This window comes from Azospirillum brasilense, assembly GCF_007827815.1.
Classification (GTDB): Bacteria; Pseudomonadota; Alphaproteobacteria; order Azospirillales; family Azospirillaceae; genus Azospirillum; species Azospirillum brasilense_C.
Genome location: NZ_VITH01000004.1, coordinates 239,891 through 265,778, shown reverse-complemented (window position 1 = coordinate 265,778; position 25,888 = coordinate 239,891). Strand labels below are relative to the sequence as shown.

29 protein-coding genes are annotated in these 25,888 nt (G+C 70.6%); 24 read left to right on the top strand and 5 right to left on the bottom strand.

Annotated elements, in window-relative coordinates; all coding sequences use genetic code 11:
- The first annotated feature begins 3 nt into the window (after window positions 1-3).
- Together sdhA and FBZ83_RS10255 are read left to right on the top strand one after the other, a co-directional pair.
- A complete protein-coding gene (gene sdhA, locus FBZ83_RS10260) occupies window positions 4-1,785 on the top strand; it encodes a succinate dehydrogenase flavoprotein subunit (RefSeq protein ID WP_035675802.1) in 1,782 nt (593 codons plus the stop codon).
- Between the two features lie 30 nt (window positions 1,786-1,815).
- On the top strand, window positions 1,816-2,592 hold the full coding sequence (locus FBZ83_RS10255) for a succinate dehydrogenase iron-sulfur subunit (protein WP_014241601.1): 777 nt from the start codon (window positions 1,816-1,818) through the stop codon (window positions 2,590-2,592).
- Window positions 2,593-2,679: 87 nt separating this feature from the next.
- On the opposite strand, the gene FBZ83_RS10250 is transcribed toward FBZ83_RS10255, so the two are convergent.
- On the bottom strand, window positions 2,680-2,883 hold the full coding sequence (locus tag FBZ83_RS10250; protein ID WP_145682351.1) for a hypothetical protein: 204 nt from the start codon (window positions 2,881-2,883) through the stop codon (window positions 2,680-2,682).
- A gap of 153 nt (window positions 2,884-3,036) precedes the next feature.
- Between FBZ83_RS10250 and FBZ83_RS10245 the strand changes: the two genes are divergently transcribed.
- Window positions 3,037-3,885, top strand: coding sequence for a branched-chain amino acid aminotransferase (locus FBZ83_RS10245; RefSeq protein ID WP_145682350.1), 849 nt, complete (start codon window positions 3,037-3,039; stop codon window positions 3,883-3,885).
- 138 nt (window positions 3,886-4,023) lie between these two features.
- Window positions 4,024-4,614, top strand: coding sequence for a hypothetical protein (locus FBZ83_RS10240; protein WP_145682349.1), 591 nt, complete (start codon window positions 4,024-4,026; stop codon window positions 4,612-4,614).
- Window positions 4,615-4,641: 27 nt separating this feature from the next.
- Here FBZ83_RS10240 and FBZ83_RS10235 read toward each other — a convergent pair whose 3' ends face one another.
- Together FBZ83_RS10235 and FBZ83_RS10230 are read right to left on the bottom strand one after the other, a co-directional pair.
- The gene (locus tag FBZ83_RS10235; RefSeq protein ID WP_145682348.1) at window positions 4,642-4,956 is read right to left on the bottom strand and encodes a hypothetical protein; all 315 of its coding nucleotides are present in this window, start codon (window positions 4,954-4,956) and stop codon (window positions 4,642-4,644) included.
- Window positions 4,957-5,030: 74 nt separating this feature from the next.
- Window positions 5,031-5,663: a S24 family peptidase gene (locus FBZ83_RS10230; RefSeq protein ID WP_145677380.1), complete on the bottom strand. Its 633-nt coding sequence runs from the start codon at window positions 5,661-5,663 to the stop codon at window positions 5,031-5,033.
- A 195-nt stretch (window positions 5,664-5,858) separates the two neighbouring features.
- Here FBZ83_RS10230 and FBZ83_RS10225 point away from each other — a divergent pair, with 195 nt between their 5' ends.
- The 7 genes from FBZ83_RS10225 (at window position 5,859) to FBZ83_RS10195 (ending at window position 12,191) form a co-directional block, all read left to right on the top strand.
- A complete protein-coding gene (locus FBZ83_RS10225) occupies window positions 5,859-6,224 on the top strand; it encodes a hypothetical protein (RefSeq protein ID WP_145682347.1) in 366 nt (121 codons plus the stop codon).
- Complete coding sequence (locus FBZ83_RS10220) at window positions 6,221-6,646, top strand: hypothetical protein (RefSeq protein ID WP_247888249.1); 426 nt, start codon at window positions 6,221-6,223, stop codon at window positions 6,644-6,646. The genes FBZ83_RS10225 and FBZ83_RS10220 overlap by 4 nt, the downstream gene beginning before the upstream one ends.
- A gap of 62 nt (window positions 6,647-6,708) precedes the next feature.
- Complete coding sequence (locus tag FBZ83_RS10215; RefSeq protein WP_145682346.1) at window positions 6,709-7,122, top strand: hypothetical protein; 414 nt, start codon at window positions 6,709-6,711, stop codon at window positions 7,120-7,122.
- A gap of 4 nt (window positions 7,123-7,126) precedes the next feature.
- Window positions 7,127-8,641: a portal protein gene (locus FBZ83_RS10210; protein WP_145682345.1), complete on the top strand. Its 1,515-nt coding sequence runs from the start codon at window positions 7,127-7,129 to the stop codon at window positions 8,639-8,641.
- Entirely contained in the window at window positions 8,634-8,906 is a 273-nt protein-coding gene (locus FBZ83_RS10205) for a hypothetical protein (RefSeq protein ID WP_145682344.1), read from the top strand. The genes FBZ83_RS10210 and FBZ83_RS10205 overlap by 8 nt, the downstream gene beginning before the upstream one ends.
- A gap of 25 nt (window positions 8,907-8,931) precedes the next feature.
- The gene (locus FBZ83_RS10200; protein WP_145682343.1) at window positions 8,932-9,642 is read left to right on the top strand and encodes a capsid assembly protein; all 711 of its coding nucleotides are present in this window, start codon (window positions 8,932-8,934) and stop codon (window positions 9,640-9,642) included.
- 164 nt (window positions 9,643-9,806) lie between these two features.
- A complete protein-coding gene (locus FBZ83_RS10195; RefSeq protein ID WP_145682342.1) occupies window positions 9,807-12,191 on the top strand; it encodes a putative bifunctional diguanylate cyclase/phosphodiesterase in 2,385 nt (794 codons plus the stop codon).
- 50 nt (window positions 12,192-12,241) lie between these two features.
- Here the strand turns inward: FBZ83_RS10195 and FBZ83_RS10190 are convergent, their stop codons facing one another.
- Window positions 12,242-12,676 carry a PRC-barrel domain-containing protein gene (locus tag FBZ83_RS10190; RefSeq protein WP_145682341.1) on the bottom strand — a complete coding sequence of 145 codons (435 nt, stop codon included), beginning with the start codon at window positions 12,674-12,676 and terminating at the stop codon, window positions 12,242-12,244.
- Window positions 12,677-13,095: 419 nt separating this feature from the next.
- On the opposite strand from FBZ83_RS10190, the gene FBZ83_RS10185 reads away from it, so the two are divergent.
- The 10 genes from FBZ83_RS10185 to FBZ83_RS10140 all read left to right on the top strand — a co-directional run bounded on the left by FBZ83_RS10185 (window position 13,096) and on the right by FBZ83_RS10140 (window position 22,531).
- A complete protein-coding gene (locus tag FBZ83_RS10185) occupies window positions 13,096-13,914 on the top strand; it encodes a phage capsid protein (protein ID WP_145682340.1) in 819 nt (272 codons plus the stop codon).
- A 49-nt stretch (window positions 13,915-13,963) separates the two neighbouring features.
- Window positions 13,964-14,233, top strand: coding sequence for a hypothetical protein (locus FBZ83_RS10180; protein WP_145682339.1), 270 nt, complete (start codon window positions 13,964-13,966; stop codon window positions 14,231-14,233).
- 36 nt (window positions 14,234-14,269) lie between these two features.
- Window positions 14,270-14,773 (top strand): phage tail protein, encoded by a 504-nt coding sequence (locus FBZ83_RS10175; RefSeq protein WP_145682338.1) that lies wholly within the window; start codon window positions 14,270-14,272, stop codon window positions 14,771-14,773.
- A gap of 70 nt (window positions 14,774-14,843) precedes the next feature.
- Window positions 14,844-15,413, top strand: a complete 570-nt coding sequence (locus tag FBZ83_RS10170) for a hypothetical protein (protein WP_145682337.1) — start codon at window positions 14,844-14,846, stop codon at window positions 15,411-15,413.
- The gene (locus FBZ83_RS10165) at window positions 15,413-17,308 is read left to right on the top strand and encodes a hypothetical protein (RefSeq protein WP_145682336.1); all 1,896 of its coding nucleotides are present in this window, start codon (window positions 15,413-15,415) and stop codon (window positions 17,306-17,308) included. Before FBZ83_RS10170 ends, FBZ83_RS10165 begins: the two co-directional genes overlap by 1 nt.
- Window positions 17,308-17,973, top strand: coding sequence for a hypothetical protein (locus FBZ83_RS10160; protein ID WP_145682335.1), 666 nt, complete (start codon window positions 17,308-17,310; stop codon window positions 17,971-17,973). The genes FBZ83_RS10165 and FBZ83_RS10160 overlap by 1 nt, the downstream gene beginning before the upstream one ends.
- A 40-nt stretch (window positions 17,974-18,013) precedes the next feature.
- Window positions 18,014-20,044, top strand: a complete 2,031-nt coding sequence (locus FBZ83_RS10155; RefSeq protein ID WP_145682334.1) for a glycosyl hydrolase family 28-related protein — start codon at window positions 18,014-18,016, stop codon at window positions 20,042-20,044.
- A complete protein-coding gene (gene terL, locus FBZ83_RS10150) occupies window positions 20,044-21,603 on the top strand; it encodes a phage terminase large subunit (protein WP_145682333.1) in 1,560 nt (519 codons plus the stop codon). The genes FBZ83_RS10155 and terL overlap by 1 nt, the downstream gene beginning before the upstream one ends.
- An 89-nt stretch (window positions 21,604-21,692) precedes the next feature.
- The gene (locus FBZ83_RS10145; RefSeq protein WP_145677420.1) at window positions 21,693-22,016 is read left to right on the top strand and encodes a hypothetical protein; all 324 of its coding nucleotides are present in this window, start codon (window positions 21,693-21,695) and stop codon (window positions 22,014-22,016) included.
- A gap of 32 nt (window positions 22,017-22,048) precedes the next feature.
- A complete protein-coding gene (locus FBZ83_RS10140) occupies window positions 22,049-22,531 on the top strand; it encodes a cell wall hydrolase (protein WP_145682332.1) in 483 nt (160 codons plus the stop codon).
- A 97-nt stretch (window positions 22,532-22,628) separates the two neighbouring features.
- On the opposite strand, the gene FBZ83_RS10135 is transcribed toward FBZ83_RS10140, so the two are convergent.
- Window positions 22,629-22,877 (bottom strand): hypothetical protein, encoded by a 249-nt coding sequence (locus FBZ83_RS10135; RefSeq protein WP_114861265.1) that lies wholly within the window; start codon window positions 22,875-22,877, stop codon window positions 22,629-22,631.
- Between the two features lie 305 nt (window positions 22,878-23,182).
- Here FBZ83_RS10135 and FBZ83_RS10130 point away from each other — a divergent pair, with 305 nt between their 5' ends.
- From FBZ83_RS10130 to FBZ83_RS10120, 3 genes are read left to right on the top strand one after another with little or no spacing between them, the layout of a single operon-like run.
- Window positions 23,183-23,548: a DUF952 domain-containing protein gene (locus FBZ83_RS10130; RefSeq protein WP_145682331.1), complete on the top strand. Its 366-nt coding sequence runs from the start codon at window positions 23,183-23,185 to the stop codon at window positions 23,546-23,548.
- 20 nt (window positions 23,549-23,568) lie between these two features.
- A complete protein-coding gene (locus FBZ83_RS10125; RefSeq protein WP_145682330.1) occupies window positions 23,569-24,642 on the top strand; it encodes a quinone-dependent dihydroorotate dehydrogenase in 1,074 nt (357 codons plus the stop codon).
- 8 nt (window positions 24,643-24,650) lie between these two features.
- Entirely contained in the window at window positions 24,651-25,859 is a 1,209-nt protein-coding gene (locus FBZ83_RS10120) for an EAL domain-containing protein (RefSeq protein WP_145682329.1), read from the top strand.
- Window positions 25,860-25,888: the final 29 nt, after the last annotated feature.

The window sequence follows — 25,888 nt, the reverse complement described above, 5'->3', positions numbered from 1 at the left end:
GCCATGGCCGCCTACGATATTATCGATCATTCCTATGACGTCGTCGTCGTCGGTGCCGGCGGTGCGGGCCTGCGCGCCACCTTCGGCATGGCCGAGAAGGGCCTGAAGACGGCGTGCATCACCAAGGTCTTCCCGACCCGCTCGCACACCGTGGCCGCCCAGGGCGGCATCTCGGCGGCGCTCGGCAACATGAGCGAGGACGACTGGCGCTTCCACATGTACGACACCGTCAAGGGGTCGGACTGGCTGGGCGACCAGGACGCCATCGAGTACATGTGCCGCGAGGCCATCCCGGCGATCATCGAGCTGGAGCACTATGGCGTGCCCTTCTCGCGCACGCCGGAAGGCAAGATCTACCAGCGCGCCTTCGGCGGCATGACCGCCCATTACGGCAAGCAGCAGGCCTACCGCACCTGCGCCGCCGCCGACCGCACCGGCCACGCCATCCTGCACACCCTCTACCAGCAGTCGCTGAAGCACGAGGCGGAGTTCTTCGTCGAGTATTTCGCGCTGGACCTCATTATGGAGGACGGCGTCTGCAAGGGCGTGGTGGCCTGGAACCTCGACGACGGCACCATCCACCGCTTCCGCGCCCAGCTCGTCGTTCTGGCGACGGGCGGCTACGGCCGCGCCTACTTCTCCGCCACCTCGGCCCACACTTGCACGGGCGACGGCGGCGGCATGGTGCTGCGCGCCGGCCTGCCGCTGCAGGACATGGAGTTCGTGCAGTTCCACCCGACCGGCATCTACGGCTCCGGCTGCCTCATCACCGAGGGCGTGCGCGGCGAGGGCGGCTACCTCACCAACTCCAACGGCGAGCGCTTCATGGAGCGCTACGCGCCGTCGGCCAAGGACCTCGCCTCGCGCGACGTGGTGTCCCGCTCGATGACCATCGAGATCCGCGAGGGCCGCGGCGTCGGTGAGCACAAGGACCACATCCACCTGCACCTGGAGCATCTCCCGCCGGAGATCATCCACCAGCGCCTGCCCGGCATCGCCGAGACGGCCAAGATCTTCGCCGGCGTGGACGTCACCAAGGAGCCGATCCCGGTTCTACCGACGGTGCACTACAACATGGGCGGCATCCCCACCAACTTCCGTTGCGAGGTGGTCAACCCGACCGCCGAGGACCCGGATCGCGTGGTGCCCGGCCTGATGGCCATCGGCGAGGCGGCCTGCGTGTCGGTGCATGGCGCGAACCGCCTGGGCTCCAACTCGCTGCTCGACCTCGTGGTGTTCGGCCGGTCGGCGGCCATCCGCGCCGCCGAGATCGTCGAGAAGGGCAAGTCGGTGTCGTCGTCCGCCGCCGCGACCGACGTCGCCCTGGAGCGCTTCGACCGCATCCGCAACGCCAAGGGCTCCATCAAGTCGTCGGAGCTTCGCCTGGAAATGCAGCGGACCATGCAGAACAACTGCGCGGTCTTCCGCACCGGCGAGGTGCTGGAGGAGGGCGTCAAGCTCATCGACCAGACCTTCGCGAAGAAGAGCGACATGGCGATCAGCGACCGTTCGCTGGTCTGGAACTCCGACCTCGTCGAAGCCATCGAGTTGGACAACCTGCTGTACCAGGCTGTCGCCACGCTCCACTCGGCGAAGAACCGGCCGGAGAGCCGCGGCGCCCACGCCCGCGAGGATTATCCGGACCGCGACGACGAGAACTGGATGAAACACACCGTCATCGAGGTGTCGGACAAGGGCGAGACGAAGATCGGGTACCGCCCGGTCCATCTCTACACCCTGACCGACGAGGTGCAGGTGTTTCCGCCCAAGGCCCGCGTCTACTAAGGCGGCAAGAGCAAGGCAAGGATACGAACCATGGTCGAATTCAACCTGCCCGCCAATTCCAAGGTGGGCGTCGGCAAGACCATCAACGCCGCCAGCGGCGCCAAGCGGGCGAAGACCTTCAAGATCTACCGCTGGTCGCCGGATGACGGGCAGAACCCGCGGGTCGACACCTACGTCGTCGACCTCGACAAGTTCGGCCCGATGATCCTGGACGCGATCATCTACATCAAGAACAACATCGACTCGACCCTGACCTTCCGGCGCTCCTGCCGCGAGGGCATCTGCGGGTCCTGCGCGATGAACATCGACGGCACCAACACGCTGGCCTGCCTGAAGGCCATCGAGGAGGTGAAGGGCGACGTCAAGATCTACCCGCTGCCGCACATGCCGGTGGTCAAGGATCTCGTCCCCGACCTGAAGCACATCTACGCCCAACTCGCCTCGATCAAGCCGTGGCTGCAGTCGCAGTCGCCGGCCCCGAGCCGCGAGCGCCTGCAGTCGCCGGAGGACCGCGCCAAGCTGGACGGCCTCTACGAGTGCATCCTGTGCTTCTGCTGCTCGACCTCCTGCCCCAGCTACTGGTGGAACGGCGACCGCTACCTCGGCCCGTCGATCCTGCTCCAGGCCTACCGCTGGATCGTCGACAGCCGCGATGAGATGACGGGCGAGCGCCTCGACAACCTCGAGGACCCGTTCCGTCTCTACCGCTGCCACACCATCATGAACTGCACCAAGGCGTGCCCGAAGGGCCTGAACCCGGCCAAGGCCATCGCCGAGATCAAGAAGCTGATGGTTCAGCGCCGCTGATCCGTCCGTTTCGGTTCACCGATGAAGAACGGGGCGCCTCCGCAAGGGGGCGCCCCGTTTTCTTTGGCCGTTCGGCGGCGTCGCGGCTCAGGCGAAGTCCGGGTCGGTGGGCCGGGACGGCGGCAGGTCGTCGTTGGGCAGGGGGGAGGGTATGTCCTCCTGCGGGCCGGGGGTCGGCAGGTCCGGGTTGTCGGTCAGGGGGCCCGGGGTGGGAACGTCCTGGCCCGGCGGCGGGAAGGGCGGGGCCGCGCGCAGCGGCTGCGGAAAGGCGCTCGAATAGGTCCAGCCCATGGGTCGGTCGCTCCCGGTGTGGTGAGGGTGTCCTGCATCAACCGTCCGGCTGGCCCGTCTGCGCAGGTTGACCGGCGGCGATGAGGGGGTATGCTTTTCGAGGGAGCGAACCATCCGGATAGAACCAACCCGAAGCCAAAAAGGGAGAAGATCATGGGCAGCACGGCCGGTCAGGCGTTGAGCTACATCCAGGGCGAATGGATCGCGGGCAACCCCGCCATCGTCGGCCCGATGACTCACGCGCTCTGGCTGTCTTCGGTCGTTTTCGACGGCGCCCGCGCCTTCCAGGGCGTGGCCCCCGACCTCGACCGCCACTGCGCCCGCGTCGTGCGCTCCGCCCAGGTGATGGGCCTCGCCCCCATGCTGACCGCCGGGGAGATCGAGGAGCTGTGCTGGGACGGCATCCGCCGCTTCCCCAAGGAGGCCGAGCTGTACATTCGGCCGATGTTCTACGCGGAGGAGGGCTTCGTCGCGCCCGACGCCGAGAGCACGCGCTTCGTCCTGTCGGTCTACGAGGCGCCGCTGCCCAGCGCCGCGGGCTTCACCGCCGGACTGTCCAGCCGCCGCCGCCCGGTGCCGGACATGGCGCCGACCGAGGCCAAGGCCGCCTGCCTCTACCCCAACGCCGGGCTGGCGCTGAAGGAGGCGCGGGAGCGCGGTTTCGACAACGCCATCATGCTCGACCCCATCGGCAACGTGGCGGAGTTCGCGACGGCCAACCTGTTCATCGCCAAGGACGGGGTGGTGCGCACGCCGGTGCACAACGGCACCTTCCTCAACGGCATCACCCGCCAGCGCGTGATCGCCCTGCTGCGCGACGACGGCGTGGCGGTGGAGGAGGCTAGCCTAAGCCCCCGCGACGTGCTGGAGGCGGACGAGGTGTTCTCGACCGGCAACTACGCGAAGGTGGTGCCGGTCACCCGCGTCGAGAAGCGTACTCTGCAGCCCGGTCCCCTGGCGGCGCGGGCGCGGGCGCTCTATTGGGAGTTCGCCTTCCGCTGATCCGCTTCGGATGACCCGGAACGCCGGTTTTTGGGCGGTATGCGGCCCGAAAACCGGCTTGATAGGCGGTCCGTTCCGCGGCATGATTCCTTCGAAACGGTGAATCGGTCCATCGAAGGACTCATGTTGAGGGGGGAGATGATGCAATTCCGCGAACGGCGCCGCGTGATCCAGGTGATCCGCACCGTCTACGATCCGGAGCTGAAGCGCGGCCGCTCGGAGCTGGTCGGGAAGATCGACAAGGCCGCGCCCGCGGTCACCGACAAGCTTCAGAAAAGCTGCACGCCGGAGGAGCTGTCGGACATCCTCACCTATCTGGACGAGCGCCACAACCGCCTGCGCAACGAGGCGGTGCGCGCCGGGGCGGAAACCCTGCCAGCCCAGATGCGCGCGGCGGCGGAGTATTTCCGCACCCACCGCGACGGCGACGCGCGGGCCTTCGCCACGGACATTCGCTTGGCGTGGGAAGAGTTGAAGACGGCCCTGCGCGAGGCCGGCTTTTCAAAGGGCAAGGTGCTGAAGAAGGCCGCGGAGCGGGCGGAGACGCCGGCACCCTCCGAGTCTTTGGCCGCGGAGGACACGGCTGCGCCGGCGGTGTCCCCGTCTGCCGCTGCACCGGTTCGCAAGCCGCGCGCAAGGAAGGCGCGGACCGCGCCCGCCGCCATGGAGGGCGCCGTGGACGGGGCGGTCTCGGCTCCCGGCGGGACCGGCACTCCTCCGGCGACCTGAGAGCCGCGCCGCCGGTTCACCCCAGGCTCAACCGCCGTCGCGGACCAGCGCGCTGGCGGCGTTGCGGTGATGGGTCAGCGACGCGGCGAGGCGGGCCAGCCAGACGTCGCTGGCGGTCCGGCCGGCGGGCAGGGTGCGGCGGCGTTGTGCCGTGCCGCGGCGGGCCTCCGCGGCCAGACGGTCGTGCAGGCGAAGCGCGGCGGCGTGGGTCAGCGTGGCGCAGCGCTCCACCCCATGGAGAACCGCCGTCCGCAGCGCACCACGGGGCGGTGCGTCGTCGTGACGGCGTTCCAGCTCTTCCAGAAGCGACGGACGAGGATGTGATCTTGCGATTCCGGTCATGGCCGGACGCTAAACCCTTCCGCCAATGCTGTAAAGGAAAAGTATCCTAGGACGGTGTGCCGCGCGGCTGGCTCTTACTGGCTCGCCCAGACGATGCGGGCCATCCAGGCGACCTCGGCGCGCGGGATGCTGCGGTCCGGATGGGCGCGGTTGATGGAGATCAGCTCGATCTTCGTGGCGGTTTCGCGGACGAGTTGCTTCGCCATCACCTCGCCGCCCTTGGTGCGGACGACGACGCGGTCGTTGCGCCGGATCTGTGCGGCGGGCGAGACGATGATGGTGTCGCCGTCGCGGTAGACGGGGTCCATGCTGTCCCCGGCGATCTCCAGCGCGTAGGCGTGCGGATCGCCGATGCTGGGGAACAGAAGCTCGTCCCAGCCCACGCCCGAGGGGAAGCCGGCATCGTCGAAGAAGCCGGCGTTGCCCGCCTGCGCGTAGCCGATGACCGGCACCCGCTGCAGCGAACCCGCGCCGGCGGAATCGCCGACCAAGCTGACGAATTCCGACAGCGACGCGCCGGTCGCCTCCAGAACCTTGGACACGCTCTCCGTCGAGGGCCAGCGGAGCTTGCCGTCGCCGGTGGTCCGCTTGCTCTTGTTGAAGGTCGTCGGGTCCAGCCCCGCGCGCCGCGCGAGCCCGGAGGCCGACAGCCCGTGCTGGGCCGCGAGGCGGTCGATCGCCCGCCAGATGTCCGCATGTTTCAGCATGGGAGGATAATCACATAATCACGGAAAGCCGTCCCTAGGAACCTATTCATATTTTCCTTGACGAAGGACTTCAATCAGTACATAACGTGAACATGTGTTCGCCAGCCGCGCGCGCCGCGGCCCATCCGGCGCTCCGCCCGAGAGCGAAGCTGCGCCCGCGAACGCAAAAGCTGCAATTCCGAGGGAGGCCCGCGCATGGTCCAACGCCGCAACATGTCCATGGTCCTGTCCGACGCCGTCGGGGAACCGTTCGGCAGCGCGGAGGAGGCGTGGTTCTGGTCGGTCCAGGCGCAGGACGCCAAGGCCGCCGGGGCGCGCATCGCCGCCGGGAAGGGGCTGGTCCAGCGCCCGTGCGAGCCCGGCGACGTGCTGAGCGCGGTGGACCGGCTGTACCGCCGCCGTCTGCTGATCCGCGATCACCTGCATGTGCTGGTCCATTACGGGCGTCGCCTGATGGCGCCGGACCCGGCGCGGTATCGCGAACAGCGCGCCCACACCCTGTGGCGGGAGGCGTTCGAGCGGCTCCGCCCGGTGCTGCGCGAGAAGGGCATCGTCCAGTGAGCACGCCGATGCCGCCGTCGTGCCATATGGGGCCCTGCCGGACGCAAGGGGACTCGCCGCGCGCCTGGGTGGTCTTCCGTGGCGAGGCGGAGCTGTGGTGGCTGCGCCTTCTGAAACCGGGATTCCGCCACTGCTTCGCGCTGCTGCACGACGGGCGCCGCTGGGTGATCGTCGATCCGCTGTCGCCCTTCACCGACGTGTCGGTCCTCGACCTCCCCGCCGCCTTCGACCTGCCGGGCTGGTACCGCGGGCTGGGCATGGCGGTGACCCCGGCGCCGGTGCGGCGCGGCCTGACCCGCCCGGCCCCCTGGGGGCCCTTCACCTGCGTTGAGGCGGTCAAGCGCCTGCTGGGTCTCCACGCACCCGGCGTCCTGACGCCCTGGCAGCTCTACCGGCGGCTGACACGGCCCGCCGCATCCTGATCCGCGCCGCCGCGTCCTGCTTCCCGCCGCCCCGTCCCGTCACGACCGAGGAACCCCCGCCCATGGCGAACCTGTTCAAGGCGCCGCGGCCATCCGCGCCGTCCGCCCCTGCTCCGGAGCCCGCTCCCGTCGTCGCCGCTCCACCCCCGCCGGCGCCCGCCCCCGAGCCCGCACCGACCCCGGCCCCGCCTCCCGTGGAGACGCCGGCGCCCGTCACGACGCCCTGGTGGAACACGGCTCCGCTTCCCGAACCCGCCGCCCCGGTGGCGGAAGTGCCCGCCCCCCCGCCGCCCCCCGTCGTCGAGCCGGCCGACCCGGCTCCGGCGACGGAGGAGGAAAAGGACCCGGCCAAGGCCGCCGAGGCGCTGATCCAGCGGCGCAACCGGGGACGGGCGGGGACGGTCCAGACCTCCTGGCGGGGCGCGCTCGACGTCGGCGCGCTGGTCCCGCTGCGCAAGCGCCTGCTGGGGGAGTGATGGGATGAGCGACACCCTGAATGACAGTGTGAGCGGCCGGCGGCGCGGCAAGACCTCCGCCCCGCCGAACGGGCCGGAGCGGTTGCTGGAGCGCTACCGGGCGGCGCGGGAGCGCCGGTCGGTCTGGGAAAGCCACTGGCAGGATTGCTACGACCACGCCCTGCCCAACGGGCAGCCCTTCCGCGGCGGCGGTACCCCCGGCGAGCGGCGGGTGGACCGGCTGTTCGACGGGACCGCGCCGGACGCCGTGGAGCAGCTCGCCGCCAGCCTGCTGGCCGAGCTGACCCCGCCCTGGTCGCGCTGGTTCGGGCTGCAGCCCGGCCCGTCGCTGCCGGACGGGGAGCGCGACCGCGTGGCCCCGATGCTCGACCGCGCCGCCGGCATCCTGCAGGCGCATGTCGACCGCTCCAACTTCGCCGTCGAAATCCATCAAGCCTTCCTCGATCTGGTGACGGTGGGCACCGCCTGCCTGCTGATGGAGGAGGCGCCGCCCGGCGGTGCGTCCAGCCTGCGCTTCACCGCGGTGCCGCTGGCCGAGGCGGTGCTGGAGGAGGGGGCGGACGGGCGGCTGGACGGCACCTTCCGGCGCAGCGAGGCGACGCTGGCCCAGATCGAACGCCGCTTTCCCGGAGCCGCCCTGCCGGACGAGGTGCGGGAACGCGGCGCCGCGGAGCCGGACAGCCGCTTTCCGCTCGTCGAGGCGGTGCTGCCGGACGGGCTGGCCTACCGCTGGACGGTGGTGCTGGACAGCGGGCTGGCCGATCCCGCCACGCTGGCCGAGGGGCGCTTCGCGCAATCGCCGTTCATCAACTTCCGTTGGTTGAAGGCACCGGGGGAGACCTATGGCCGGTCGCCGGTGATGAAGGCGCTGCCCGACATCAAGACCGCCAACAAGGTGGTCGAGCTGGTGCTGAAGAACGCCTCGGTCGCCGTCACCGGCATCTGGCAGGCCGACGACGACGGCGTGCTGAACCCCGCCACCATCCGGCTGGTGCCGGGGACGATCATCCCCAAGGCGGTGGGCTCGGCCGGGCTGACGCCGCTCGCCAACCCCGGGCGGTTCGATGTGTCGCAGCTCGTGCTCGACGACTTGCGGGCGCGCATCCGCCACGCGCTGCTCACCGACCGGCTGGGGCCGCTGGACCAGCCGCGGATGACCGCCACGGAGGTCGTCGAACGCTCCGCCGAGATGGCCCGGCTGCTCGGCGCGACCTACGGGCGGCTGCAGGCGGAGCTGCTGACCCCGCTGGTGCTGCGCGCCGTCGGCATTCTGCGCCGCCGTGGCGAAATCCCGGACATCGCGGTGGACGGGCGCACGGTCGCGCTGCAGCACCGCTCCCCGCTGGCCCAGGCGCAGGCGCAGCGGGACGTCCAGGCGACGCTGCGCTGGCTGGACACCGCGCGGCAGCTCGGTCCGGAGGCGCTGTCCACGGTCGACGTCGCGGCGACCGCGCGCTGGCTGGGCGAGGCCTTCGGCGTGCCCGCCAAGCTGGTGCGGGCGGAGGCGTCCCATGGCTGATCCGGCGGACTGGAACACCGGCGGGTGGGGCTGGCTGGAGGGCGTGCCGCCCGCCGGGGCCGTCCCGGCCGGCGACCCGGCGCCCAGCTTCGCCCGCTGCTTCGCCGGGCCGGACGGGGCGCGGGTGCTGGACACGCTGAAAGCCATGACGCTGGACCGCACGCTCGGCCCCGACGCCTCCGACGCCGCGCTGCGCGACCTGGAGGGCCAGCGCCGTCTGGTCGCCCTGATCCTCGCCCTGGCCGCCCGCGGGCAGGGCGCCTGAGTCTTTCATCGATAAGGAGCTATCCATGGCCGACAATTTGCTGACCTCGCCCGTTCCCGGCGCCTTACCCGCCGCTCCGGCGGTGCCTGAGAAGTTCCGCGATCCGGGGACCGGTGCGGTGCGCGTCGAAGCGCTTCTGAAGTCTTATCTGGAGCTGGAGCGCAAGCTGTCCGCCCCCGCTTCCGGTGATGACGAGCGGCCCGACCTGCTGAGGGCGCCGGGCGTGCCGGATGGGCCGGAGGGTTATTGCATCGCCTGCGACCACGGGCTGTTCGAGCCGGATCCGGCGATCAACGGCCGCCTGCATGGCGCCGGCTTCACGCCGGAGCAGGCGCAGCTCGTCTACGACCTCGCCGCCGAGCGGCTGGTCCCGCTGATCCAGGAACTGGCCGCCGAGTTCCAGGCGGAGCGCGAGGTCGAACGGCTGTCCGCCCAGTTCGGCGGAGCCGAGCGTTGGCGGGAGGTGTCGCGGCAGCTCCACGCCTGGGCGGTGAAGAACCTGCCGCCGGCCGCGGTGGAGGGGCTGTCGACCACCTATGAGGGGGTGATGGCGCTGCACCGGATGATGACCGGCGGCGAGCCCGCCGCCCTGTCCATGCCGGCCGGCGCACCCTCCGCCGGCGGGGAGGCGGAACTGCAGGCGCTGATGCGGGACCCCCGCTATTGGCGTGACCGCGATCCGGCGGTGGTGTCGCGGGTGACCGACGGGTTCCGGCGTTTGTATCCGACGGCCTGATTGTTGGGCCGGCGGCGCGGCGTGGCTTCGCGGAAGGACCGTCGAGGCCATGCCGCGTCGGATGGGCGAAATGTCGCAGCCGGTTTCAAACTGGTCGGGGAGGGCGGGGACGGCCAACTTGGACGTTGCGTGTTTGAAATAAAAAAGCGACGCTTTCGCGCAGAATGACCGCCGCCCGGAAGAAGCCGGGTGCGACGACTGCCGCCGGGACCGTGATGACGCTGCGCCGCAAGATCCGCTGGCTGACCTGGATCGGCCTGATCGGCTGCCTCATGGCGGCAATACCGGCGCTTTACCTGCTGCGCAGCGGTTTGATCACGGAGCGGGAACGGCTGACCCACGCGCTGGTCGGGTCGGCGCACGCCATGCTTGGCGAGATCAACGCGTCCATCGAGGCCGGTGCCCTGGCGCGGGACGAGGGGCAGGGACAGGCGCGGCTGGCGCTGCGGGCGCTGGGGCGCGATCCCTTCCATGTCAGCGTGTTCACCGACGGGCGCGTGCCCGAGGGGTGGATGGGCGAGGGCCGTTCGGTCCGCGCCAGCCTGACCTTCGAGCCCTGGGGCTGGACCATCGCGGCGGCCAGCGGGACCGACGACCTCGATCGCGAGTTCGCCATGGAGGCCCTGGCCTTCATGCTGTTCATCGCCGTCCTTCTGGTGCTGAGCTGGCCGCTCTCGGTGTTCCTGTCGCAGCATGTGCTGGGTCCCATCGAGGCGCTGTCAGAGCGGATGGAGCGGCTGACCGAAGGGCAGACCGGCATCGACATCCCCGGCCGCGACCGCAAGGACGAGTTCGGCGCGATGGCCCGCGCCATGGACTATTTCCGGCAGGCCGCCGAGGCGTTGATCGTGCGCGACGAGCGGCTGTTCGGCATCATGAACAACATCGGCGAAGCCATCGTGCTGGTCGGCGAGGACGGTCTGGTCGAGGAGCACAACCCCGCCGCCGTCGCGCTGTTCGGCGTGCCCGCGGAGCGGCTCGACGGCCATCGCTTCGCCGACCTGTTCGCCGAGGAGGACCGCGAGCGCGTCGCCCGGCTGCTGGGGTTGGGGGCGCCGGCCGACGGTGCCGTCGCGGGGGTGGGAACCGGCGGCCGCAGGGAACGTGCCGAGGAGCTGGTGATCGAGCGGGCGGACGGGCGGATCGACGCCTCGCTCTCCCTGTCCTGCCTGGACGTGCAGGGGCGGCGCAGCTACGTCTGCGCGCTGGCCGACATGACGGAGCGGCTGCGCCACGAGCGGGAACTGCTGCGGCTGGCCACGCGCGACCGGCTGACCGGCCTGCCGAACCGCGCCCTCATCGAATCGCTGCTCGACACCTCGATCGAGCGGGCGCGGCGCCACGGCCGCCGCTTCGCGGTGCTGTGCCTGGACCTGTCGCGCTTCAAGCTGATCACCGACACGCTGGGCCACCACGCCGGGGACCTGCTGCTGCAGGAGGTCGCCTCGCGGATCGTCCTCACGGTCCGGGCGAGCGACACGGTGGGGCGCATCGGCACCGACGACTTCGCGGTGATCCTCGACGAGGTCGGCGAGGCGCAGGAGGTGGAGATCGCCGCCCAGCGGATCCTGGCCGCCTTCGACGAGCCGGTGCTGCTGATGGGGACCGAGCATTACGTCCGCCCGTCGATCGGCATCGCCCTTTTCCCCGACCACGCCGATAGCGCGCAGGAGCTGGTCCGCTCCGCCGACACGGCGCTCTACGCGGCCAAGCGGGCCGGCGGCAAGCGCCACGCCTTCTTCCGCAAGGAGCTGGCCGACCAGGCGCACCGCCATCTGGCGCTGGACCGCGACCTGCGCGCGGCGCTGGCGCGCGGCGAGTTCCAGCTTCACTACCAGCCCAAGGTGTCGCTGATCGACCAGTCGCTGGAGGGGTTCGAGGCGCTGCTGCGCTGGGACAAGCCCGGCTTCGGCATGATCCCGCCCGGCGAGTTCATCCCGGTCGCCGAGGACACCGGCTTCATCGTGCCGCTCGGTGACTGGGTTCTGGACGAGGCGTGCCGACAGTTGCGGGAATGGATCGACCATGGGCTGGAGCCCGTGCCGGTGGCCGTCAACATCTCGCCGCGCCACCTGCGCCAGCGCTCCGCCGAGGACTTCCGCCGCATCATCGACCGCCACCGCCTGTCGCCCGATCTGGTCGAGCTGGAAATCACCGAGGGTGCGGTGATGCAGGACATGGACCACGCCCTGTCGGTGCTCGCGGCGCTGAAGGCCATGGGCATCCGCGTGGCGGTGGACGATTTCGGCACCGGCCATTCCTCGCTGAGCTACCTGAAGCGGCTGCCGGTGACGACTCTGAAGATCGACCGCTCCTTCGTGAACGGCGTGCCGAGCGCGCGGGAGGACAACGGCATCGTCTCCACCATCATCGCCATGGCCGACATGCTGGGGCTCGACGTGGTGGCGGAGGGGGTGGAGAAGCAGGAACAGGCCAATTTCCTGCGCCACCACAATTGCACCCTGGTCCAGGGCTGGCTGACCGGGCGTCCGGTCCCCGCCGGGCAGGCCGCCGACCTGCTGGCCGTGCGCCTGCGCCGGACGGCGTGAGATTCAAAAGGTCCGGGGGCCGTCGCCCCCGGACCGTCCCGATCCAGGCGTCAGCGCAGCGCGCCCTTGACGTCCTCGTACTTGTCCTTCTGCCAGGACTCCAGACCCTTAAGGTCGTTCTCCGTCATGTCGACGGTCAGGCGCTTGCCCTTCATGTGCAGCCGCTCCAGCGGCAGGACGACGTCCTTGTCGCTCATGTCGGCGATGTGGTCGACGTCGATCACCGCGAAGGTCTGGCCACCCTTGCGGACGATGCCCTCGATCTCGGCGATGTCCTTGCCGTCGCTGCCGTAGACGTCCTTGCCCTTGAGCTGGGCCGCGGTCATCTTCGCGACCGCCGGGTCGAGCGAGCCGTGGGTGGCCGCGACCTGCCCGGTCGCCTTGTTGCTCGGGACCTCCTTGGCGGTTCCGGACATGCTTTCGGCCATGGCGGGCGTGGCGAGCAGAAGCGCGGCGACGCCACAGGCGGTGATGATCGTCTTCATGAAGCGTATTCCTTTTTTATGCCGTGTTTTCGGGCCGTTGAGGCCAACCGTTCAACAGCGCGGTTCCGGGGAATATTCCCTGCCACAAGGGAGTACCGCGCCTAGGGGATGGCTCCGGCATAAAGGAAAATATTCTTGACATGAAAGGCCGGATGTCCTAGAAACGGTCTTGCCAACGCCCGTTCTGCGTCCCCTCACAGGATGGGCCGCGGCATCCCGAACCTCCCCTCCATGCCTGTCCTGAAAGAGGCTGGCCGGACAACCGAAAGGCCCGGCCAGCCTCTTTCTTTTTCGCGCTTCGCCCGCGGCCGGGCGCGCGTCCCCCCGTCCTGTCCGGGGATCGGGCGCGCCTGACAACCGGGTGGCGGAATGCTTCCCGCCGGACGGGACCCCGCAGAACGCGAAAGGAAAACAGTCCGATGTCCACCTCGGTCGCCCAGGCTTTCGTCAAGCAGTTCGAGCGCGAAGTGCACGACGCCTACCAGCGCATGGGCTCCAAGTTGCGCAACACGGTGCGCACCAAGAACAACGTCCAGGGCGCCTCCACCGTCTTCCAGAAGGTCGGCAAGGGCACCGCCTCGACCAAGGCGCGCCACGGCGCCGTTCCGGTGATGAACCTGGACCACACGCCGGTCGAATGCACCCTCTACGACTTCTACGCCGGCGACTGGGTCGACCGGCTGGACGAGCTGAAGACCAACATCGACGAGCGGCAGATCATCGCCAGCGCCGGCGCCTACGCGCTGGGCCGCAAGACCGACGAGCTCATCCTCGGTGAGCTGAACAAATCCACCAATTACGCGGGTGGCCCCGGCGACGGGCTGACCAAGGCGAAGGTGCTGGCGGCCTTCGAGAAACTGGGCGAGTCCGACGTGCCGGACGACGGCCAGCGCTACGCCGTCGTCGGCTGGAAGCAGTGGAGCCAGCTCCTCGGCATCGACGAGTTCGCCAGCACCGAATATGTCGGCGCCGACGAGCTGCCCTGGCGCGGCACCCAGGCCAAGCGCTGGCTGGGCACGCTGTGGATGCCCCATTCCGGCCTGAAGGCGGAGGGCGGCGTGCGGCTGTGCCACTGGTACCACAAGACGGCCGTCGGCCACGCCTCCGGCGCCGACGTGAAGACGGACATCTCGTGGCACGGCGACCGTGCCGCGCACTTCGTCAACAATATGATGTCGCAGGGCGCCGGCCTGATCGACGCGGCGGGCGTCGTGACCATGCGCTGCCTGGAAGCCTGACCCCGGACACCTGACGCTCCCCGCCGACGACCGATCTGGAGTTTTCCCCATGCCCTATCTTCCGAAGGACCTGAGCGTCCTCGCCTACGCCAACGGCTTCACCCTGTGGCACTACACGACGCCGGACGCCGCCACGCTGGTGGACAACAGCGGCTATTTCAACGGCGCGTCCGACCTGCTGCGCAGCGGCGACATGATCCTGGCCAACACCGGCACCGCCGGGGCGCCCGCCGCCGGCGTCCTCGTCGTCGCCGCCAACGCGGCGGGGGTGGTGGACGTCGCCAACCTGTCGCCCTTCGGCGCGTCCAACACCGACTGACGATCCCTTTCCCACCCACATTCTGGAGACAGCATCATGACCGTTTCCTCCGGTTGCTGCTGGCTGGTTCCCACCGGCGCCGTTCTCGCGTTCGGCGGCGCCAGCGCCCCCGACGGCTATCTGTTCTGCGACGGCAGCCTGCTCGACGACGCCAGCCACCCCGCCCTTGCGGCGATCCTGGGCCGGGCGTTCAGCAACGCCTCCGACGCCACCGGCACCTTTCGTGTTCCCGACCTGCGCGGCCGCGTGCCCGCCGGCCTGGACAGCATGGGCGGCACCGCGGCCAACCGTGTGACCTCCGCCGGAGCCGGCATCGACGGCACGACCCTCGGTGCGGCGGGCGGCGAGCAGGTCCACACCCTGACCATCGAGGAGATGCCGAACCACAGCCACGATGTGATGTGGTTCAAGATGGGAAACAACTTCGCGGGCGGCAACGGCGCCATTCCCCAGCGTCAGCAAACCTCGAGCGTCGGCGGCGGCCAGCCGCACAACACCGTGCAGCCGACCCTGATCCTGAATTACGTCATCAAGACCTGATCACGGCTCACGCCAAGCCGGGGCGTTCAGGCGCCCCGGCATCCTTCCTCTGTTTCGAAGGATCGAACCCATGGCATTGACGGCCATCGGGCTGTGCAGCCGCGCGCTCCTCAAGATCGGGGCGACGGCGATCACCGCCTTCGACGAGGGCACCGCCGAGGCGGAGGTCGCGGCGGGCCTCTACGAACCGGCGCGCGACGCGCTGCTCTCCGCCAACGCCTGGAGCTTCGCCACCCGGCAGGCCCGGCTGGCGCGGCTGGCCGACGACCCGGTCGCCGATTACGGCGTGGCCTTCCAGCTTCCCGCCGATTTCCTGCGCGCGCTCGGCGCCGGGGCGGGCGGGCGGGGCCGCGGGCTGGACTATCGCATCGCCGGACGGGCGCTGCAGGCGGCGTCCGACGCGGTGGTGCTGACCTATGTCGGGCGCCCGGCGGAGGAGGACTTCCCGGCCTTCTTCGATCAGGCGCTGATCGCCCGGCTGGCCGCGGAGTTCTGCATTCCGCTGACCGAGAGCACGAGCCGGGCGGAGCTTCTGCAGCGGCTGGCCGAGAGCGAGTTCCGCCGCGCCCGCCAGATCGACGCCCTGCAGGACAGCCAGCCGGGCTTCGAGGATTTCACCCTGATCGACGCGAGGGGCTGATGGCGCGGATTCGTCAGGTGAAGACCAACTTCACGGCGGGGGAGATTTCCCGCCGGCTGCTCGGGCGCGGCGACCTGCGCGCCTACGACAACGGGGCGCTGGCGCTGCGCAACCTGTTCATCCACCCGACCGGCGGGGTGACGCGCCGCTCCGGCCTCGCCTTCGTCGATCCGGCCCGCGGCGACGGGCGGCTGGTCGCCTTCGAGTTCAACACCGAGCAGACCTATCTGCTGGTCTTTTCCGACGGCCGGATCGACGTCTACGGCGACGACGCGCCCATCGCCAGCGTCGCGGCGCCCTGGACCGCCGCCCAGCTTTCCCAGATCACCTGGACGCAGAGCGCCGACACGCTGCTGGTCTGCCACCCCGACGTGCCGCCGCGCAAGCTGACCCGCAGCGGCGCCGACGCCTGGGCGCTGAGCGGCTGGAGCTACGTTGCGGAGGGGGAGCGGGTGGCGATGCCCTTCTACCGCTTCGCCGATCCCGCTGTGACGCTGACCCCGTCGGGCACGGACGGGCTGGTGACAGTGACGGCCTCCGCCGCGGTCTTCGACCCGAAGCAGGAGGGCACGCGTCTGCGCATCCAGGGCAAGCAGCTCCGCGTCGAGGGGGTGGTGTCGGGGACGCAGGTCACCGCGACGGTGCTGGAGACGCTGGCCGGCACCGCCGCCACGACGGCCTGGGACGAGCAGTCCTTCTCGCCGCTGCGCGGCTGGCCGGTGTCGGCGGCCTTCCACCAGGACCGGCTGGTCATCGGCGGCTCGCGCGATCTGCCCAACCGGCTGTGGCTGTCGCGCTCCGCCGACCTGTGGAACTTCGACCTCGGCACCGGGCAGGACGACGAGGCCATCGAGTTCGGCATCCTGTCCGATCAGGTGAACGCGGTGCGCGCCGTCTTCTCCGGGCGGCATCTCCAGGTCTTCACCTCTGGCGCGGAGTACATGGTGTCGGGCGACCCGCTGACCCCGCAGAACATCCAGGTCCACCGGCAGACCCGCATCGGCTCTCCCGTCGACCGCTCCGTCCCGCCGCGCGACGTGGACGGGGCCACCCTGTTCGTGTCGCGCAACGGGCGGGAAATCCGCGAATTCCTCTACACCGACACCGAGGCCGCCTATCAGGCCAACGATCTGGCGCTGCTCGCCCGCCATCTGGTGGTGAAGCCGCGCGACCAGGATTACGACCAGGGCCGCCGGCTGATGTTCGTGGTTATGGAGGACGGCGCGCTGTGCGCCCTGACCGTCTACCGGCTGGAGCAGGTGACCGCCTGGACCCGGCTGGAGACCGACGGGGCGGTGCGCTCCGTCGCGGTGGTCGGGGACGAGGTCTACGCGCTGGTCGACCGCGCCGGGCGGTGGAGCGTGGAGCGCTTCGACGACGCCCTGAACCTCGACGCCGCCCTGGTCGGCGACCACGACTCCCCGACCGCGGTGTGGAGCGGGCTGGATCATCTGGAGGGGCGGACCCTCGCGGTGGTCGCCGACGGCACGGTCCGCGCCGACGCCACCGTCGCCGCCGGCAAGATCGTGCTCGACCCGCCGGCCCGCCATGTCGAGGCCGGGCTGCCCTACAGCCACCGCATCGACCCGCTGCCGGTCAGCCTGCTCGGCCAGGCGGGCGGAACCGACGCGGTGCGGCTGGTGTCCGTCGGCTTCCGGCTGGAGGAGACGGCAGCGCTCCACGCCGACCTGGGGCGCGGCCTTCAGGAACTGCCGCTGCACCGGACGGGGCCGCAGCCCGTGGGCGGCGTCCCGGCGCTGGTCTCCGGCGACCGCAGGCTGCGGGCACTGGGCTGGCGGCGCGACAGCGACCGGCCGCTGTGGAGCATCCGGCAGGACGCACCGCTGCCCTTCACGCTTTTGTCCGTAACCATGGAATTGAGGGTGAACGACTGATGGGCGGAATCACGACCCTGGCCACCGCGGCGCTGCCGCTGGTCAACTCCGTTGCCGACACGGTGGACCGCGTCTCCGGCACCTCGGACAGCGCGCGCCGGCAGCAGGCCGCCGACGAGCGCCGCTACGCCCAGCAGGCGGAGCAGCAGCGGCTGCAATGGCAGCGCGAGGACGAGTTGCGCCGCCAGGACCAGGAGCTTCAGCGCCAGAAGGACGAGCAGGCCCGCATCGAGGCGGAGCGGCAGCGCGCCCGCGAGATGGACTGGCTGGCGCAGAGCCAGAATCTGGCCGCCGGGCAGCTCCGCGCCGGGCAGGCCGCCACGCTGGCGGACAAGGAGGGGGACGCCCGCACACGGCTGGCCCAGATCTCGGCCGCCGCGCAGTCCGACGAGCGGCGGCGGGTGGACGCCCTGCGCCGCACCGTGGCGCGCACCCGCGCGACGCTCGGCTCCAACGGGGTCAGCGCGGCGGATGGGTCCGGCGAAGCGATCCTGCTCGGCGTCGTCAAGGACAGCGCCGCGGAGCGCGGGGAGGCCGAAGGCACCGACCGGCTGAAGCGCGAGGCCATCCAGCAGGAGGTCGACAGCGTGCGCCGCCGCAACCTGCTGGAGCAGGCGCAGCTCGCCGAGCGGCAACGGCTGGAGTTCATGAGCCGCTTTTACTGACACCCCCGGTCAACCCACGCAGGAGAAGGGGCGCCCCCCAATGCCCAGCGCATTCGACGTTCCGCGCGGCAACCCGCGCGTCCAGTATCTTGCCGACGGCGTGCAGACCGACTTCGTCTTTCCGTTTCCGATCTTCGAGGACGGCGACCTTCAGATCTTCCTGGGCGCGGCGCGGCAGACCACCGGTTACGCGGTGACCGGAGCCGGGGAGACGGCGGGCGGCACGGTGGGCTTCGCAACACCGCCGGAGGCCGGGACGCCCGTCCTGCTGCGCCGCCGCCTGCCCATCGAGCGGATGAGCGACTTCCTGGAAAGCGGGCCGCTCCCGGCCGCCAGCCTGAACCGCGAATTCGACCAGCTCACCGCCGCGCTCCAGCAGGTGGCCGGGGATCAGGAACTGATGCTGCGCTACACCGACACCGACCTGCCGGCCTCCAACCGCTTGCCGGAACGGACGGTGCGGGCCGGCCAGCTCCTCGCCTTCGATACGGTGGGAAACCCGATCGCCCGCAAGCCGGTGGACGAGGAGGCGCTGTCCACCTTCGTCGCCCCCGGCGCCGGCGCGGTGCGCCGCCCGGTGCGCGAGAAGCTGGCCGACGCCCTGTCGGTGAGGGATTTCGGTGCGGTCGGCGACGGCGTCGTCGACGACACGCGGGCGATCCAGGCCGCGCTGACCAGCGCGGACGCCGTCCATGTGCCGCCGGGCACCTACCGGATCACCAACACGCTGACCGTCGGCTACGGCCAGACTCTGTATGGCGCCGGGCAGAGGTCGGTCATCGCCGGCGCCTCGGCCGCGTTCGACCTGATCCATCTGCCGGACGGCTACGCCACGGTGAGCGGCCTGCGGCTGGAGCGGGGCGACGCCGCGGTGAGGCTGTTCGGGCGGGACGGACCCTGCGTGCACAACACGCTGAGCGACCTGACCATCTGGGACCCGCGGGTCGGGCTGCTGTTCGACGGCTACGCCGACCCCAATTGGCCCTGCTACTGGAACATGGTGTCGCGCGTGCTGGTGGCCCGCCCGTCGCTGCACGGGGTGTGGCTGACCCGGACGGGGGAGGGCGACACGCCCAACGCCAACCGCTTCTCCATGGTGCGCGTCTATTCCCTGTCGGCGCCGATCGCCGGCTGCGGCTTCTTCGTGGAGCAGGGCAAGTACAACAACAGTTTCCAGGACTGCGAGGCCAACCTGTCGACGATGGCTCTGGCCTGCTTCCGCGTCGGCGCCAACACCGACAAGACGCTGATCCTGAACTTCTACGCGGAATCCTTGGGCGGCGTGCCCAACGTGCAGCTCGACGCCGGGTCGGTCGAGACGGCCATCGTCAATCTGCTGTCGATGTCCGCCGGGCCGGCCATCTACGACCAGTCCGGGGGCCGCTACACGGCGGTGAACGCCGGCTATCCGGAAAAGAACCGGCTGGCGCGCAGCCGTGTCTCCGAGCTGGTCGTCGAGGCCCTGCGCTACGACACCGAATATGTGGAGCCGCAGGCCGGTGGGGTGGTCGCGCTGGACCTGACCAGCTCCGTCTATCTGGCGAGTGCCTACAGCGGCGACGTGGAGCTTCGGCTGCCGGCGGCGGAGGCGGCCAACGGCCACGCGGTGACGGTGAAGCGGACCGACGCCTCCCTCCACCGCCTGACCATTACCGAGGAGGGCGGGCCGGGGCCGGACGGCCGGACGGCGGCGCTGGGCAACCGCTACGACTTCGTGACCGTCGTGTCGAACGGGGCCGGCTGGTGGGTGGTGGCCGGCAACAACCGGCCGGACAACGCCCATTTCCACGACCAGCCGGGCCTGTTCGAGCCGGACCTGAACCAGGCGCTGTATCTGGTGAGCGCCTTCAGTGGTGCCGTCACGGTGCGGCTGCCACCGCCGGGGGCGCTGCACGCGGTCGGGCGCACGGTGACGGTCAAGAAGGCCGATGTCTCGGGCAACCCGATCACCGTCACCGTGCAGGGCGGCGGCGGGCCGGACAACGCCCCGGTGACCCTGGCCGCCACCGGCAGCGCGGTCACGGCGATGTCCAACGGCGCCGGCTGGCACATCCTGGGGCGGGTGGCGTGATGGAGGCGGCGGACACGCGCAAGAAGGGCTTCTTCGCCTTCGTCCAGGACTGGAACCGGCAATCGGATCTGACCACCCCGCGCCACCATCTCCAGATCGCCGCGTGGCTGGAGCGGCAGGCGGCCGGCGTCGGGCCCTTCGGCATCGGGTCCTTTGGAATGGGGCCGCGCCTGCTGCTGATGGCCTTCCGCGGGGCGGGCAAGTCGTCCATCGTCGGGCTGTTCGCAGCCTGGATGCTCTACCAGGACCCCAACCGGCGGCTGCTCGTCCTGGCGGCGGACCTGAAGCTGGCCAAGAAGATGGTGCGCAACGTCAAGCGCATCATCGAGCGCCACCCCGACACCCGCGGCCTGAAGCCCCCGGCGAAGGAGCGCGACCAGTGGGCCGCCGACCAGTTCACCGTGGTCCGCGCGCAGGAGTTGCGCGACCCCTCCATGGTGGCGGCGGGCGTGGGCGGCAACATCACGGGTAGCCGCGCCGACGTGGTGATCTGCGACGACGTCGAGGTGCCGCGCACCTCCGGCAGTCCGGGCAAGCGCGCCGACCTGCGCGAGAGGCTGGCGGAGATCGACTATCTGCTGGTGCCGGGCGGGGTGCAGCTCTATGTCGGGACGCCGCACAGCTACTACTCCATCTACGCGGAGGAGCCGCGGACGGAGGCGGGGGAAACGCGGCCCTTTCTGGACGGTTTCGCGCGGCTGGTTTTGCCCGTCTACACCGACGGCCCGGACGGCCGGCGCCGCTACGCCTGGCCGCAGCGCTTCGGCGAGGCCCACGTCAACCGCATCCGCAAGGCGACCGGCCCCAACAAATTCACCAGCCAGATGCTGCTGCAGCCAGTCAACGAGGCGGAGGGCTTCCTCGACCCCGACCGGCTGGGCCGCTACGACGGCGAACTGGACTATCGGGAGTCGGCGGGGCGGGCGGTGCTGACGCTGAACGGCCTGCGCATGGCCTCGGCCTCCTGCTGGTGGGACCCGGCCTTCGCGCGGCCGGCGGCGGAGGGCGGCAAGCCCGGCGATTCTAGCGTCGTCGCCGCCCTGTTCGGCGGGGCGGATGGGCGTTTCTACCTGCACCGCGTGCTCTACCTGTCGGTGGACCCCGGCGATCCGGACACCGAGGCGGAGCAGCAGTGCCTCCAGGTCGCCCGCTTCCTGGACCGGCACCATCTGCCGGCGGTCCATGTGGAGATCAACGGCATCGGGCGCTTCCTGCCCGGCCTGCTGCGCAAGGCGCTGCGCACGGAGAAGGTCGGCGCCGCCGTGGTCGAGGAGGCGAGCCGCCGCGCCAAGGCGCTGCGCATCCGCGAGGCGTTCGACGCCCTGCTGGCCGACCGCCGTCTGCTGGCCCACGCCACGGTGTGGGAGACGCCCTTCATCCGCGAAATGCGCGAGTGGTCGCCGGACGGGCGCTACACGGGCCGCGACGACGGGCTGGACGCGGTGGCCGGCGCGCTGTCCTGCGAGCCGTTCCGCTTCGACCGCCAGCCGGCGCCGGGGCGGAAGCCGGACTGGCGCGCCGCGACGGCGCCGACCCCGGTGGAGGATTGGGGCGTGTGATCCGGTCCGCAAAGCCTCTTGGTCCCTCGGGCCGCCATCCCTGACCGGATGGCGGCCTTTTCTTTTGCCTTTTTCCTTGGAGAACGGAGATGCAGGAGTCCATCGACCTGTCCTGGTGGATCACGGCGGTCGAACTGCCGGTGATGGGCGGGCTGTTCTGGCTGATCGCCCGGCTGCGCCGGGACGCCGAGTCCGCGCTGGAAACGGTGCGGGCCCGCGCCGAGACCGCCCAGGCGCAGGTGCGCGAGAGCCTGGCCGCCTACAAGCTGGAGGTCGCCAAGACCTACGTCTCGGTGGCGACGCTGAAGGATGTGGAGCGGCGGCTGACCGACCATCTGCTGCGCATCGAGACCAAGCTGGAGAACGGCTGCGCGCCGTTCGCCCCGCCCTACGGCGACGGAGGCCGCCGATGAGAACGTCGGCAAGAACCCCGGCAAGAGCGCCGATGAGGGCGCGCGTCCTCAAGCCGGAGCCGGGACCGGGCGTTCCGCCGCTGGGTCCGTCCGCCGATGGTTCCGGCCAAGCCGTCGACACGCTCGCCCGCACCCTGTGGGGGGAGGCGCGCGGCGAATCGGTTCGGGCCATGGAGGCGGTGGCGGCGGTCGTGATGAACCGCGTCGACCGGGCGCACAACCAGGGAGGGTGTTGGTGGGGCGGCGACGTGGTCGCCGTCTGCCGTCTGCCGGGACAATTCCCCTGCTGGGACCCGGACGCGCCGGGACGGCTGGGGCTGCTGTCGGTGACCGCCGCGGACCCGGTCTTCGCCGCCGCTCAACGGATTGCCCGCCGCGCGGTGGCCGGCCTGCTCGACGACCCGACCAGCGGCGCGACCCACCTGCACCGGGCGGGGGAAAACCCGCAATGGGCGCAAGGGCGCAGCGTCTGTGCCGAGATCGGCGGGTTCCAGTTCTACAACGACGTCGAATGACGCCGCGTCACGCACCGGCGCCTCCCTGCGGCGTTCCGGCGGGCCGGACATCCGCATCCGGTCCGCCGCCGCGGAAGGAGAGGGTGGAACGGACCGGTCAGGCGGCTTCCTTGATCATCGCCAGATAGATCTTCCAGGCGGTCTCGACCGAGACGCCGCCGGCGCGCGACCCGGCGGCCAGCATCGCCGCCGAGGGCTTCAGCGGGACGGGCGTGCTGCTGGGCTCCGCCAGGGCGGCCAGGGGGGCGCTGTCCACGCTGGACACGATCACCCCATGGATGCGCGAGTCGAGCGCGTGTTCCACCGGGTGCCGTTCCTTCACAACATTCATCGCAATCGCGTTCATGGGGCATCTCCTTGCTTGCCCTTCTCTCAGCAATCCCGATGCCAATTCCGATTGGTTGCCGCCGAGACGGCGGGCGCCCTTGGGAATCCTTGATTCTGCGGCTTTTCCGTGTGGTCGGCGGGGGGCGGCGCGGCGGAACGGCGAATTTTCCTTCTGCAAAATGCCGCGGGATTCCCAAAGCCACATTTGCAAATTGCGAAGCAAACAGCGCAACGTCCCATTCTGAAGTTATCAACGGTCCGCCGATCCTCCCAAATTTGCCACGGCTGGCTTTGGCGGGCGGCTTTGCGCTAAGGTCCCGTGCCATGACTGAACGGATCATCTTTCATATGTGCCGCGCCGCGGAGTGGGAGAAGGCGCTCGCCGCCGGGGCCTACCACGGCTCGTCGCAGGACGCGGCGGACGGCTTCATCCACTTCTCCACCGGCGCCCAGGTCGAGGAAAGTGCCGCCAAGCACCGCGCCGGGCAGGACGGCCTCGTCCTGCTGACGGTGGACGGCGCCGCGCTGGGTGACGCGCTCCGCTGGGAGCCGTCGCGCGGCGGCCAGCTCTTTCCCCATCTCTACGGCCCGCTGCCGCCCGCGGCGGTGCTGCGCGCCGACCCGCTGCCGCTGGGGCCGGACGGCCGCCACCTCTTCCCGGCGACCTTCCGGGATGCCGCCCTCTCTTGAGTCTCTGAGGATACCACGCCGTGATCGACCTCTTTCCCATCGTCGGCCCCGTCCTGCGCAGCTTCGATCCGGAGACCGCGCACGGGCTGACCATCAAGGCCCTGTCGAGCGGGCTGATGCCGCCGGTGCGGGAGAAGGACGATCCCATCCTGCGGACCACGGTGTTCGGCCTGGAGTTCGCCAACCCGGTCGGCCTCGCCGCCGGCTTCGACAAGAACGCCGAGGTGGTCGACGCCATGCTGCGGCTGGGCTTCGGCTTCGTGGAGGCCGGCAGCGTCACGCCCCGGCCGCAGCCCGGCAACCCCAGGCCGCGCCTGTTCCGCGCCCCGGAGCAGGGAGCCGTCATCAACCGCATGGGCTTCAACAACGAGGGGCTGGAGCCCTTCGCCCAAAGACTGGAGCGACGTCTGTCCGGCGGGCGCAAGGCGCCGGGACTCGTCGGCGCCAACCTCGGCAAGAACAAGGACACGGTGGAGGCGGCGGACGATTACGTCCTCGGCGTCACCCGGGTGGCCGCCCTGGCCGACTATCTGGTCGTCAACGTTTCCTCCCCCAACACGCCGGGCCTGCGCGCGCTCCAGGGGCGCGAGCCGCTGCGCACCCTGCTGGGCCGCGTTCTGGACGCCCGGTCCGCCTGCCGGCTGGCCAAGGCGCCGCCGGTCCTGCTGAAGATCGCGCCCGACCTGACCGACGAGGACAAGGCGGACATCGCCGCGGTCGCGCTCGAGTCGGGCATCGACGGGCTGATCGTGTCCAACACCACCATCGCCCGGCCCGCGGACATCCCCGAGCCGCTGCGCGCGGAGGCCGGCGGCCTGTCCGGCAAGCCGCTGTTCGCGCCCTCGACCGCCGTCCTGGGCGAGATGTACCGGCTGACCGGCGGCAAAATGCCGCTGGTCGGAGTCGGCGGCATCGCGTCGGGCGCCGATGCCTACGCCAAGATCCGCGCCGGCGCGTCGCTGGTGCAGCTCTATTCCGCGCTGGTCTACGCCGGGCCGGCGCTGGTGCTGGCGATCCGGCGCGACCTCGCCGCCCTGCTGCGCCGCGACGGCTTCGCCTCGCTGAGCGACGCGGTGGGGGCGGATCACCGCTGAGCGGGCGCATGGCGGCCCTGGCGGCCTTCCTTCACGGGCTGGCCGTCGCCGCGGCGGCGGTCTCGGTCGCCCTCGGCCTGCCGGAACTGCGGCCCGGCACCGACCCGGCGATGGGCTGGATCGGCGGCGGTCTGATCCTTCTGGCCGGCGCCGCCGTGGACCTGCACCGCCGGCTGGCCCGCCGGCAGCGCGACACCCTGGAGCGCCTGGACCGTCTGCAGAAGAGTGTGGACGCGCTGGCCGAACGGCTGGAGCCGCGCGTCGCACCGGAGGCGGAGGCCGGCGACGCCGATCGCTCCGCGGCCACCCACGAGGCCGTCCTTCAGGAGGTCAGGCTCCTCCACGCGCTGGTCGCGCGGCTCGGCGAAGTCCGGCCGGCGGAGGAACGCGAAGCGCCGCCGCCATCCGGCCCGGGGGCGGCCTTCCCGGACTCGCGCCGTCCGGACCCGCAGCCTGCGGCCAAAGCCGAAGCCCGGCTGATGGACGGGGCCGGCGTTCTGGAGGTGGTGCGCGACGCGCTGGCCGCCGACCGGATCGACGTCCACCTCCAGCCCATCGTCAGCCTGCCCCAGCGCAAGCACCGCTTCTTCGAAGTGTTCTCGCGGGTGCGCGCCGCCGACGGGGCGCTGATCCTGCCCGACCGCTATCTGGAGATCGCGGAGCGCGCCGGGCTGATGGCCACCATCGACAATCTGCTGCTGGTCCGCTGCATCCAGCTGATCCGTGAGACGGAGCGGCGCCAGCACGCCATCGGCTTCTTCTGCAACATGTCCGCCGCCACGCTCAGCGACGCGGCCTTCATGCGGCAGTTCCTGGACCTGATGGTGCGCAACCAGACGCTGGTGCCCAAGCTGGCCTTCGAGTTGAGCCAGCAGGAGCTGCGGGCGGGCGGGGCGGTGACGATGGGCATCCTGTCGCAGCTCGCCCGCATCGGCTTCCGCTTCTCCATGGACCGGGTGACCGACCTGGACATCGACGTGGACGCCCTGCTGCGGCACGAGATCCGCTATGTGAAGCTGGATTGCGGCCTGCTGCTCGACCCGGTCCTGGCGCCGCGCATCGAGGATCTGCGCCACCGCCTGGACGGCACGGGCATTGACCTCATCGCCGAGAAGATCGAAACGGAGGCGCAGCTCGACGCGATCCAGCGCAGCGGCATCGATTTCGGCCAGGGCTACCTGTTCGGCGAGCCCCGCCCGGCGCGCAAACCGTCCTGAGATCATTTTGCCGTGAATTAATTTTGCAA

Excerpts from the sequence above, each read along its gene's own strand:
- FBZ83_RS10145 (WP_145677420.1), top strand. The coding sequence starts at position 21,693 with ATGCAGGAGTCCATCGACCTGTCCTGGTGGATCACGGCGGTCGAACTG.
- FBZ83_RS10195 (WP_145682342.1), top strand. The coding sequence starts at position 9,807 with ATGACCGCCGCCCGGAAGAAGCCGGGTGCGACGACTGCCGCCGGGACC.
- FBZ83_RS10120 (WP_145682329.1), top strand. The coding sequence starts at position 24,651 with ATGGCGGCCCTGGCGGCCTTCCTTCACGGGCTGGCCGTCGCCGCGGCG.
- FBZ83_RS10230 (WP_145677380.1), bottom strand. The coding sequence starts at position 5,663 with ATGCTGAAACATGCGGACATCTGGCGGGCGATCGACCGCCTCGCGGCC.
- FBZ83_RS10210 (WP_145682345.1), top strand. The coding sequence starts at position 7,127 with ATGAGCGACACCCTGAATGACAGTGTGAGCGGCCGGCGGCGCGGCAAG.
- sdhA (WP_035675802.1), top strand. The coding sequence starts at position 4 with ATGGCCGCCTACGATATTATCGATCATTCCTATGACGTCGTCGTCGTC.
- FBZ83_RS10255 (WP_014241601.1), top strand. The coding sequence starts at position 1,816 with ATGGTCGAATTCAACCTGCCCGCCAATTCCAAGGTGGGCGTCGGCAAG.
- FBZ83_RS10190 (WP_145682341.1), bottom strand. The coding sequence starts at position 12,676 with ATGAAGACGATCATCACCGCCTGTGGCGTCGCCGCGCTTCTGCTCGCC.
- FBZ83_RS10205 (WP_145682344.1), top strand. The coding sequence starts at position 8,634 with ATGGCTGATCCGGCGGACTGGAACACCGGCGGGTGGGGCTGGCTGGAG.
- FBZ83_RS10130 (WP_145682331.1), top strand. The coding sequence starts at position 23,183 with ATGACTGAACGGATCATCTTTCATATGTGCCGCGCCGCGGAGTGGGAG.
- terL (WP_145682333.1), top strand. The coding sequence starts at position 20,044 with ATGGAGGCGGCGGACACGCGCAAGAAGGGCTTCTTCGCCTTCGTCCAG.
- FBZ83_RS10185 (WP_145682340.1), top strand. The coding sequence starts at position 13,096 with ATGTCCACCTCGGTCGCCCAGGCTTTCGTCAAGCAGTTCGAGCGCGAA.
- FBZ83_RS10240 (WP_145682349.1), top strand. The coding sequence starts at position 4,024 with ATGATGCAATTCCGCGAACGGCGCCGCGTGATCCAGGTGATCCGCACC.
- FBZ83_RS10245 (WP_145682350.1), top strand. The coding sequence starts at position 3,037 with ATGGGCAGCACGGCCGGTCAGGCGTTGAGCTACATCCAGGGCGAATGG.
- FBZ83_RS10175 (WP_145682338.1), top strand. The coding sequence starts at position 14,270 with ATGACCGTTTCCTCCGGTTGCTGCTGGCTGGTTCCCACCGGCGCCGTT.
- FBZ83_RS10135 (WP_114861265.1), bottom strand. The coding sequence starts at position 22,877 with ATGAACGCGATTGCGATGAATGTTGTGAAGGAACGGCACCCGGTGGAA.
- FBZ83_RS10200 (WP_145682343.1), top strand. The coding sequence starts at position 8,932 with ATGGCCGACAATTTGCTGACCTCGCCCGTTCCCGGCGCCTTACCCGCC.
- FBZ83_RS10165 (WP_145682336.1), top strand. The coding sequence starts at position 15,413 with ATGGCGCGGATTCGTCAGGTGAAGACCAACTTCACGGCGGGGGAGATT.
- FBZ83_RS10155 (WP_145682334.1), top strand. The coding sequence starts at position 18,014 with ATGCCCAGCGCATTCGACGTTCCGCGCGGCAACCCGCGCGTCCAGTAT.
- FBZ83_RS10160 (WP_145682335.1), top strand. The coding sequence starts at position 17,308 with ATGGGCGGAATCACGACCCTGGCCACCGCGGCGCTGCCGCTGGTCAAC.
- FBZ83_RS10225 (WP_145682347.1), top strand. The coding sequence starts at position 5,859 with ATGGTCCAACGCCGCAACATGTCCATGGTCCTGTCCGACGCCGTCGGG.
- FBZ83_RS10250 (WP_145682351.1), bottom strand. The coding sequence starts at position 2,883 with ATGGGCTGGACCTATTCGAGCGCCTTTCCGCAGCCGCTGCGCGCGGCC.
- FBZ83_RS10140 (WP_145682332.1), top strand. The coding sequence starts at position 22,049 with ATGAGGGCGCGCGTCCTCAAGCCGGAGCCGGGACCGGGCGTTCCGCCG.
- FBZ83_RS10235 (WP_145682348.1), bottom strand. The coding sequence starts at position 4,956 with ATGACCGGAATCGCAAGATCACATCCTCGTCCGTCGCTTCTGGAAGAG.
- FBZ83_RS10170 (WP_145682337.1), top strand. The coding sequence starts at position 14,844 with ATGGCATTGACGGCCATCGGGCTGTGCAGCCGCGCGCTCCTCAAGATC.
- FBZ83_RS10180 (WP_145682339.1), top strand. The coding sequence starts at position 13,964 with ATGCCCTATCTTCCGAAGGACCTGAGCGTCCTCGCCTACGCCAACGGC.
- FBZ83_RS10215 (WP_145682346.1), top strand. The coding sequence starts at position 6,709 with ATGGCGAACCTGTTCAAGGCGCCGCGGCCATCCGCGCCGTCCGCCCCT.